Origin of the sequence: Streptomyces sp. NRRL S-87 (genome assembly GCF_000719335.1) — a bacterium.
In the GTDB taxonomy this organism is placed as follows: Bacteria; Actinomycetota; Actinomycetes; order Streptomycetales; family Streptomycetaceae; genus Streptomyces.
The window spans coordinates 1-9,764 of record NZ_JOGB01000105.1 but is presented as its reverse complement, the minus strand read 5'-3'; the positions used below and the strand labels follow the sequence as shown (position 1 = coordinate 9,764).

Annotated in this window: 8 protein-coding genes; 7 read left to right on the top strand and 1 reads right to left on the bottom strand. The window is 73.8% G+C overall.

Annotation, left to right across the window (positions count from 1 at the left end; genetic code table 11):
* The first annotated feature begins 337 nt into the window (after nucleotides 1-337).
* Entirely contained in the window at nucleotides 338-2,188 is a 1,851-nt protein-coding gene (ilvD, locus tag IF43_RS0134770; protein WP_030210638.1) for a dihydroxy-acid dehydratase, read from the top strand.
* A gap of 115 nt (nucleotides 2,189-2,303) precedes the next feature.
* Here ilvD and IF43_RS0134765 read toward each other — a convergent pair whose 3' ends face one another.
* Nucleotides 2,304-4,616 carry a PQQ-binding-like beta-propeller repeat protein gene (locus IF43_RS0134765; RefSeq protein ID WP_030210635.1) on the bottom strand — a complete coding sequence of 771 codons (2,313 nt, stop codon included), beginning with the start codon at nucleotides 4,614-4,616 and terminating at the stop codon, nucleotides 2,304-2,306.
* 103 nt (nucleotides 4,617-4,719) lie between these two features.
* On the opposite strand from IF43_RS0134765, the gene IF43_RS0134760 reads away from it, so the two are divergent.
* From IF43_RS0134760 to proC, 6 genes are all read left to right on the top strand, one after another.
* Entirely contained in the window at nucleotides 4,720-5,016 is a 297-nt protein-coding gene (locus tag IF43_RS0134760; protein ID WP_030210634.1) for a hypothetical protein, read from the top strand.
* Between the two features lie 99 nt (nucleotides 5,017-5,115).
* Nucleotides 5,116-5,619: a hypothetical protein gene (locus tag IF43_RS0134755; protein WP_030210631.1), complete on the top strand. Its 504-nt coding sequence runs from the start codon at nucleotides 5,116-5,118 to the stop codon at nucleotides 5,617-5,619.
* 181 nt (nucleotides 5,620-5,800) lie between these two features.
* A complete protein-coding gene (locus tag IF43_RS0134750; protein WP_037891374.1) occupies nucleotides 5,801-6,547 on the top strand; it encodes a nucleotidyltransferase domain-containing protein in 747 nt (248 codons plus the stop codon).
* A 254-nt stretch (nucleotides 6,548-6,801) separates the two neighbouring features.
* Nucleotides 6,802-7,629 carry an ABC transporter ATP-binding protein gene (locus tag IF43_RS0134745; RefSeq protein ID WP_030210617.1) on the top strand — a complete coding sequence of 276 codons (828 nt, stop codon included), beginning with the start codon at nucleotides 6,802-6,804 and terminating at the stop codon, nucleotides 7,627-7,629.
* Nucleotides 7,626-8,363 (top strand): ABC transporter permease, encoded by a 738-nt coding sequence (locus IF43_RS0134740; protein ID WP_030210614.1) that lies wholly within the window; start codon nucleotides 7,626-7,628, stop codon nucleotides 8,361-8,363. Before IF43_RS0134745 ends, IF43_RS0134740 begins: the two co-directional genes overlap by 4 nt.
* A gap of 170 nt (nucleotides 8,364-8,533) precedes the next feature.
* On the top strand, nucleotides 8,534-9,343 hold the full coding sequence (gene proC / locus IF43_RS0134735) for a pyrroline-5-carboxylate reductase (protein ID WP_030210611.1): 810 nt from the start codon (nucleotides 8,534-8,536) through the stop codon (nucleotides 9,341-9,343).
* Nucleotides 9,344-9,764 lie beyond the last annotated feature (421 nt).

The window sequence follows — 9,764 nt, the reverse complement described above, 5'->3', positions numbered from 1 at the left end:
GCAGGCCCACCCCTGGGGCAAGGGGCTGCGCCCTGGCCTGCGGCCACCCCAGGCCCGGGCCTGCCTCCGGACCAGCCTGCCATGACGCCTCAAGAGGCTTCCCCGCACACCACGGGACGGCCTGCTCCCTGGAGGGGCGGGCCCGGGTCGGTGGACGTGCCCGGCTGCCGAGGTATGCCGAGCGGGCTCCCCGGCCGCACAGGGCGACAGCTGACCGAGGGGTGATCCGTGCATCCCGCCATCCGGACGCACGGTCCAGATGGCGGAGCCGGGGCGTAGGCTCGTACCAGTCGTACGCGCAGCCTTCCGACTGCGCCGCACCTGGGGAGTGAACCCGATGCCCGAGCTGAGGTCCCGCACCGTCACCCACGGCCGCAACATGGCGGGCGCGCGCGCCCTGATGCGCGCGTCGGGCGTAGCGAGCGAAGACATCGGCAAGCCGATCATCGCGGTGGCGAACTCGTTCACCGAATTCGTGCCCGGCCACACCCACCTGGCCCCGGTCGGCCGCATCGTCTCCGACGCCATCCGGGCCGCCGGCGCCGTGCCGCGCGAGTTCAACACCATCGCCGTCGACGACGGCATCGCGATGGGCCACGCCGGCATGCTCTACTCGCTGCCCTCCCGCGACCTGATCGCCGACAGCGTCGAGTACATGGTCGAGGCGCACTGCGCCGACGCCCTGATCTGCATCTCCAACTGCGACAAGATCACCCCCGGCATGCTGATGGCCGCCATGCGCCTGAACATCCCGGTCGTCTTCGTCTCCGGCGGCCCGATGGAGGCCGGCCAGGCCACCCTCGTCGACGGCACCGTCCGCAAGCTGGACCTCATCGACGCCATGGTCGACGCCGCCAACGAGAACGTCTCGGACGCGGACGTCCTGCGCATCGAGGAGAACGCCTGCCCCACCTGCGGCTCCTGTTCCGGCATGTTCACCGCCAACTCGATGAACTGCCTGGCCGAGGCCATCGGCCTCGCCCTCCCGGGCAACGGCTCCGTCCTCGCCACCCACACCGCCCGCCGCGCCCTCTACGAGGAGGCCGGCCGTACGGTCGTCGGGATCACCAAGCGGTACTACGAGCAGGACGACGCGTCCGTCCTGCCCCGCAGCATCGCCACCCGCCAGGCCTTCGAGAACGCCATGGCGCTCGACATCGCGATGGGCGGCTCGACCAACACGATCCTCCACCTCCTCGCCGCCGCCCAGGAGGCCGGCCTGGACTACGACCTCAAGGACATCGACGAGGTCTCGCGGCGCGTCCCGTGCCTGGCCAAGGTCGCCCCGAACGTGGCGCCGGGCGGCACGTACTACATGGAGGACGTCCACCGCGCCGGCGGCATCCCCGCCATCCTCGGCGAGCTGCACCGCGGCGGCCTGCTCAACAAGGACGTCAACACGGTCCACTCGGACTCCCTGGAGGACTGGCTGGCGAAGTGGGACGCCCGCTCCGGCTCCGCCACCGAGGAGGCCATGGAGCTGTGGCACGCGGCCCCCGGCTGCAAGCGCTCCGCCACCGCCTTCTCGCAGTCCGAGCGCTGGGAGTCGCTCGACCTCGACGCCGAGAACGGCTGCATCCGCTCGGTCGAGCACGCGTACAGCAAGGACGGCGGCCTCGCGGTCCTCAAGGGCAACATGGCGGTCGACGGCTGCGTCGTGAAGACCGCCGGCGTCGACGAGTCCATCTGGACCTTCGAGGGCCCGGCGGTGGTCTGCGAGTCCCAGGACGAGGCCGTCGAGAAGATCCTCACCAAGCAGGTCCAGCACGGCGACGTGGTCGTCATCCGCTACGAGGGCCCGCGCGGCGGCCCCGGCATGCAGGAGATGCTCTACCCGACCTCGTTCCTCAAGGGCCGGGGCCTGGGCAAGACCTGCGCGCTGGTCACCGACGGCCGCTTCTCGGGCGGCACCTCGGGCCTGTCCATCGGCCACGCGTCCCCGGAGGCGGCCTCGGGCGGCACCATCGCCCTGGTCGAGGACGGCGACCGCATCCGCATCGACATCCCGAACCGCTCGATCGAGCTGCTGGTCGACGAGGCCACCCTCGCCGCCCGCCGCGAGGCACTCGGCGGCGTCTACGCCCCGAAGAACCGCGAGCGCAAGGTCTCCGCCGCCCTGCGCGCCTACGCCGCCATGGCCACCAGCGCCGACAAGGGCGCCGTCCGCGACGTCAGCAAGCTCGGCTGACCCTGCCGCACGCCCCGTCCCGCGGGCGGCCCCTCCGTCGAGGGGCCGCCCGCGGTTCCGTTTCCGTTTTCGGGGACGGGGCGGGGCGGGCCGGGGCGCCGGCACGCGCCGGGCCTCACCAGTCCGCCGGGTCCCCCGCGTCCACCGCGAACACGGACCCGTCGGGTGCGCCCGCGACGACGCGGCCGTCCGCCGGGGCGGGCGGCGCCACCACGGACGTCACCGGGTGGGAGCCGCTGCCGGTGCGGGGCTTCGACTGCCCCACGAGCCGCCCGTCCCGGGAGTCCAGCCCGATCAGCCGCCCGTCGGCGGCGGACAGGTACACGAGGTGCCGGGCGGCGTCCACGACGGGCCTCGACGTGCGGGCGACGGCCGTCTCCTGCCGCCACAGCTCGCTGTTGCCCGGCCCGGGCTCCGTACGTACGGCGGTCAGTCCGCCGGTCAGCCCGATGACGTAGACGGTGCCGTCGGGCCCGATCGCCGCCTGGGGCTGGTCCACGGGCAGGCTCAGCGTGAAGCCGCGCACCTCGCGCGTCCGCAGGTCCAGCCGTACGACGCCGTCCGTCACCGCGTGCCGGTCGCTGCGCAGCAGGAGCAGCGCCCTGTCCGTGCTGCCCACCGGGGTCAGGCTGCCGTCGACCCGGCGCTGCCACAGGACGGCGCCCGTCCGGGGCGAGACGGCCTTCACGGTGGTCGACGCCCCGTCGGCCGACAGGGTCGACACGAGGACCGGCCCCCGCGCGCCCGGCGCGGCGGTCCACTCGGAGCCGACCTCCCCCAGGCGCTTCGACCAACGGCGCCCGCCCGTGGCCGAGTCGAGCGCCGTGACGTCCCCGTCCTGGCCGACCAGCAGGACCGTCTCCCGCGCGGCACCGGCGTGCAGGAGGGCCGCGGTGGGTGCCGGGGCCGACCAGCGCACCGCCCCGTCGCGCGGATCGAGCGCCTCCAGGCGGCCGCTGCCGGCCGGGACGGTGTGCACCAGCCCGCCGGCGGGTTCGGGGGCCCACTGGACGACGACCCGGGCGTCGCGCCGCGCCGCCTTGCGGGACGGCTTGACCGTCCAGCGCACCGCCCCGGTCACGGGGTCGAGCCGGGCCGCACTGCCGCCCGCCCCGGTGCAGTACACCGCGGCGTCGGCGCCCCCGCCGTAGGAGCACAGCGGCGTCCGGTCGCCGGCGCCGTCGGCGATCAGGGGTACGGTCCACGGCCGGACACGGGTGCCGGCGACGGTGGCGGACGGGCCGGCGGGCGGCCCGCCGCCGTCCTGCCCGCCCGTCAGCACCACCCCGAGGGCCGCGACCGCGCCGACGAGGACGAGCGCGGCGCCCGTGGCCAGGGCCACCCGGCGCGTCGGACGGCGTCGGACCCGCGCGACGGCTCCCCCGGCTCCCCCGACGCCCCCGGACCGAGGCCCCGGCGCCGCCTCCGAGCCGGGCGCCGCCCCCGGGCCCGGCGTCGCCGCCGAGCCGTGCGTCGCCCCCGACCGGGGCCGCGACGGCGGCTCCGCGTCCGCGACCTCGATGCGGGCCCGCCGGTGGGTGTGCTCCTCGGACCGCGCCTCGACCGGGTCCCGTGGCGCCGGTATGAACGCCCGGGTGTTCTCCGAGGTCGGGTACGCCGCCGACCGCAGCGCCGCGATCAGCGCGTCCGTCGTCGGGCGCTGCGCGGGGTCCTTCTGGAGGCACCGTTCGACGATCGGCCGCAGTTCCCCGGGTACGTCGTTCAGGTTCGGCTCGTGGTGGACCACTTGATAGGCCACCAGATAGGGGCTGTCGGAATCGAAAGGCCCGCGTCCGGTGGCCGCGTGCACCAGGACGGCCCCCATCGCGAATACGTCCGCCTCGGGCCCGACCTCGCGCGGCCGCTGGAACTGCTCGGGCGCCATGAAAGGCGGCGTTCCGATCAACTTCCCGGTTTCCGTGCGCAGATCACTGTCGTACGGACGGGAAATGCCGAAGTCGATCACCTTCGGTCCGTCGCTCGCCATGAGCACGTTGCCCGGCTTCAAATCCCGGTGCACCAGTCCGGCGCGGTGGATATCCCGCAGCGCTTCCGCGAGCCCGGCGCCGAGCCGACTGAGTTCCGCCGCCTCCAGCGGCTTCTGCTTCACCCGCTCGGCGAGCGTGGGCCCGTCCACGAACAACGTGGCCATCCAGGGCCGCTCGGCCTCGGGGTCCGCGTCCACCACGGCGGCCGTGAAGGCGCCCGACACCCGTCGGGCGGCCGTGACCTCCTGCCGGAAGCGGGCCCGGAACTCCGGATCCGCCGCGAACTCGGCGTGCACGACCTTCACCGCGAGCCGCAGGCCGGAGACCGAACTGGCCATGTGGACGACGCCCATGCCGCCGGAACCCAGTACGGATTCCAGCCGGTACTGCCCCGCGTATTCCGGCTCCGCCGGATGCGCGGGCTGTGCTGAGCGCCGCATGCCCACCCCCCGTGTGCCTTGTGCGCCGACGCGCCCGTGGAGCCTACCGACCCCTGCTAGCCTGCGCGAGTCACGCAATGTGAAGCATTGGGGGGAGTCGAGCGTGTCCACAGAAGACGTGTCCATCGAAGAACGTGCGGCCGAGAGCCTGGCCGTTCGCTATCCGGTCGCGCCCGGCTGTCGCGTGAATGTGCGCAGCGGCCCGGGGACCAGCTACCCGGTCATGAAGGTCCTGCCGTACGACGCGTACGTCACGATCTACTGCCAGTGCCCCGGCACCACCGTCAGCGGCCCGTACGGCACGTCGAACATCTGGGACAACATCGGAAACGGCCTCTTCGTCGCCGACGCCTATGTGAAGACCGGCCGCGACGGTTACATCGCTCCGCGCTGCACCTGATTCCAGCAACGCACCACCGCCGGAATCCGTCCCCGGCCGGGGATAATCGCTGATGTGAGCGACGAACGAGACGACAGCGCCCGGCCCGCGCCGACGGCCGTGCCCGACGTGCCCGCCGCCAAGGGCACCCCGGCCGGCCCGCAGCCCGAGGAGATCCGCTTCTTCGGCACCACCTGGCTGGACCACGACGGCGGGTACGCGATGCGCCGTGTCGGCGTCGCCATCGGCTCGCTCACCGCGGCGGTGGCCGGCGCCTTCGTCCTGCGCTTCGCGTGGGAGGGCCTGGAGCTCGGCAACGTCGGCGGCTTCGTCAACTGGACCGTCGTGATCATGTTCGCCGTGTGCAGCGCGATCGCGTACGGCAAGACGTGGGAGTCCTTCACCCGCCGCCCCGCACCCGGTTCCCAGGACGCCTCGCTCAAGGGCCTCAAGGCCATCGGCTTCATCGGCTCCCTGATCGCCTACTTCCTGCGCTCCCTCGGCGAAGCCCCGGGCGAGAAGCTGCACCGGGCCGAGTACGAGCGGGCCGTCGCGGAGTTCGAGCGCCGCCGCGCCAGCCGTACGGGCAACCCGGCCGCCCGCCGCCCCAAGCGCAGGAAGTAGCGGTCCCGGCCGCGACCGGCCGGTGCTGCCGGGCACTCCCGGTCGCCCGGCCCGGTCGCTCCAGCCCGGCGGCCCGGTCGCCCCGGTCCGGTCGCCCGGCCCGGGCGGCGGCGGCCTCGGTGCGTACCCCGTCCGGGAAACCCGTGGCGCCCCGCCCCACGGCCGTGCGAGTTTGGCGATCATGAGTGACGACCCGATCGACCAGGCACGACGCCTCGCCCGGCAGCGCTTCCCCCATGCCCTGGGCGTGGTGCTCGCAGGATCCACCGCGGCCGGCCGCGCCACGACCACCAGCGACCTCGACCTCGCCGTCCTCGTCGAGGACGGGGGCGGGACCGGCCGCGAGACCCTGCGCTTCGAGGGCCGGCTGGTCGAGCTGTTCGTCCACACCCGGGCCGGCCTCGACGAGCTCTTCGCCGCCGACGCCGCATCGCGCCGCGGGGTCATGCAGCGCATGTACGCCGACGGTCTGGTCCTGGCCGAGCGCGACGGGGCCGCCGCCGACGCCCGCGCCCGGGCCGTCGCGGCGCTCCGCGCCGGCCCGCCGGCCCTCGACCCCGCGACCGTCGAGACCCGGCGGTACGTCCTGACCGACGCGCTCGACGACCTCGCCGACGCCGCCGACGTCGTGGAGCGGCTGGCCGTGGCCGTCGTCGTCCTCCACACCGCCGCCGACCTCCTCCTCGACCACCACCGGGCCTGGACCGGCGGTGGCAAGTGGCTGCCGCGCCGGCTGCTGGAGGCGGACCCCGGGCGCGGCGGCGCCCTGCTCGACGGGTACCGCCGGCTGTGCGAGGAGGGCGAGCCCTACGACTTCGCCGACGCCGCCGCGGAGATCCTCGCGCTGGCCGGCGGCCCGCTGCGGGAGGGGTACGCCAGGACCTGGCGCGGCGTCGTCGAGTCGCAGGCCCCCACGCACGCCCGCTGAACCCGCGTCCGGCGTCCCCGGCAGCCGCGGCGCCCCGGCAGCCGGGGTACTCCCGGCCCCCCGAACGCGGCATCTCCCTCCTCTTCCGCCCCCGCCACGCACGCCCCGCCACGCACTCCCCCGCCACCCCGGCCCCGGCCGTCCGGTCCCGCACCGGACCGCCGGGGCCGTCGTCGTTCCGGCAGCGTGCGGGCCCCGCGCTTCACCTTCCCGAGCCCTTGACGACCCCCACCCCCAGGAGCATTATTCAACACATGATGAATAAAACGTCGGAGGCCACCGAGCCCCCGCCGCCCCACCCCGCCGAACCCGCCGCCGTCCACGCCCGCGGCCTGCGCGTCACCCGTGGCCCCCGCGAGGTCGTCCGGGGCCTCGACTTCGACGTCCCCCGCGGGCGCATCACCGGCCTCCTCGGCCCCTCCGGCTGCGGCAAGACCACCCTCATGCGCGCGATCGTCGGCACCCAGGACAAGGTCACCGGCACCCTCGACGTCCTCGGCCGCCCCGCCGGCGACCCCGCCCTGCGCTCCCGCATCGGCTACGTCACCCAGGCCCCGTCCGTCTACGACGACCTCACCGTCCGCCAGAACCTCGACTACTTCGCCGCGGTCCTCGATCCGGGCCGGGCCGCAGCCGACCGCCGCCGCGCCACCGTCGACCGCGCCATCCGCGACGTCGACCTCACCACCCACGCGGGCGCCCTCGCCGGCAACCTCTCCGGGGGCCAGCGCAACCGCGTCTCCCTCGCCGTAGCCCTGCTCGGCACCCCCGAACTGCTCGTCCTCGACGAACCCACCGTCGGCCTGGACCCCGTCCTCCGCCGCGACCTGTGGGAGCTCTTCCACCACATCGCCGCCGACCGCGGCGCCACCCTCCTCGTCTCCTCCCACGTCATGGACGAGGCCGAGCGCTGCCACTCCCTGCTCCTCATGCGCGAAGGCCGGATCCTCGCCCAGGACACCCCGGACGCCCTGCGCGCCCGCACCCGGGCCGACACCGTCGAGGAAGGCTTCCTCACCCTCGTCGACGCGGCCGCTGCCGCAGCCGAGTCCGCCCCGGGCGGGACAGGAGACCTCCGATGAACGCAGCCCGTACGACCGCCACCGCCGCCCGCGTCCTGCGCCAGCTGCGCCACGACCCGCGCTCGATCGCCCTCATGCTGCTCGTGCCCGTCGTGATGCTGACGCTCCTGCGCTTCGTCTTCGACGGCAGCGGGCAGACCTTCGACTCGGTCGGCGCCTCACTGCTGGGCATCTTCCCGCTGATCACGATGTTCCTGGTGACCTCGATCGCCACCCTCCGCGAGCGCACCTCCGGCACCCTCGAACGCCTCCTCGCGATGCCGCTCGGCAAGGGCGACCTGATCGCCGGCTACGCCCTCGCCTTCGGCGGCGTCGCCATCGTCCAGTCCGTCCTCGCCACCGCCATCGGCCTGTGGTGCCTTGGCCTCGACGTCCTCGGCTCCCCCTGGCTGCTCCTCCTGGTCGCGCTGCTCGACGCCCTCCTCGGCACCGCGCTCGGCCTCTTCGTCTCGGCCTTCGCCGCCTCCGAGTTCCAGGCCGTCCAGTTCATGCCGGCCGTGATCTTCCCCCAGCTGCTGCTCTGCGGGCTCTTCGCGGCCCGCGACACCATGCAGCCCGTACTGGAGGCGGTGTCCGACGTCCTCCCCATGTCGTACGCCGTCGAAGGAATGAACGAGGTGCTCCACCACACCGACGTCACCGCCACCTTCGTCCGCGACGCCCTGATCGTCGCCGGCTGCGCCGTCCTGGTCCTCGGCCTCGGCGCCGCCACCCTCCGCCGCCGTACGCCCTGACCCCGAACGCACCGCCGCACGCCCGCCCCACCGCCGGGGCGCCCCGGCCGGGCCGGCCCAAGATCCGCCCGGTCCGTGGACAGCCCCGCGCGCGGGCCCGCACGGGTGCAAGGATGAATCCGTAACGCGCACGCAGCGCAGCACGGCACCGCTCGGCGAGGTGAGCCCGCATGACCCAGACAGTCGCAGTCCTCGGTACCGGCAAGATCGGCGAGGCCCTCCTCAGCGGCATGATCCGCGGCGGGTGGCCCGCGTCGAAGCTGCTCGTCACCGCCCGCCGTGCCGAACGGGCCGAGGAGCTGCGCACCCGCTACGGCGTCGAGGCCGTCTCCAACGCGGAGGCCGCCAAGCGCGCCGACACGCTGATCCTCACGGTCAAGCCGCAGGACATGGGGACGCTGCTCGACGAGCTGGCCCCGCACGTGCCGGCCGACCGCCTGGTCATCAGCGGCGCCGCCGGCGTACCGACCTCCTTCTTCGAGGAGCGGCTCGCCCCCGGCACCCCGGTCGTGCGCGTCATGACGAACACCCCCGCGCTCGTGGACGAGGCCATGTCCGTCATCTCGGCGGGCAGCCACGCGACCGCCGCCCACCTCGCCCACGCGGAGGAGATCTTCGGCGGCGTCGGCAAGACCCTGCGCGTCCCCGAGTCGCAGCAGGACGCGGCCACCGCGCTCTCCGGCTCGGGGCCCGCGTACTTCTACTTCCTCGTCGAGGCCATGACGGACGCCGGCATCCTGCTCGGCCTCCCGCGCGCCCAGGCCCACGACCTCATCGTCCAGGCCGCGATCGGCGCCGCCGTGATGCTCCGCGACAGCGGCGAGCACCCGGTCAAGCTCCGCGAGGCCGTGACCTCACCGGCCGGTACGACCATCAACGCCATCGTCGAGCTGGAGCGCCACGGCGTACGGGCGGCCCTCATCGCCGCCCTGGAAGCGGCCCGCGACCGCAGCCGCGAGCTGGCCTCCGGCAACGGCTGACAGACCCGCACGGGTGACGGCCGGCGGGGGGTTGACACGCCCTCCGCCGATCCGTAGTGTTCTCCGAGTTGTCCGACGTGAGCGCCGACTCCGGTCGGTCCCCGGACAGCCATTCCGCAAGAACCCATTCGAACGAGCGACGCACTCTGTCGTCTCGTTTTCATGCGTATTTGCGAATGAGGAATCCATGTCCGAAGGACGCGGCCGCCGATTAGCTCGGAGCCCGGGAATCCGCTACTGTCTCACTCGTCGGAAGGGCCGAACCGCCCGGATGGCAAAGCCCGCTGACTGGGAGTCAGGCCCGAAAGGATCTGATAGAGTCGGAAACGCCGGAAGGGAAAAGCCCCCCGAGAGGGAAACGGGCCGGAACCGGAAAGCGCCGAGGAAATCGGGTCGAGAAAAGATCTGATAGAGTCGGAAA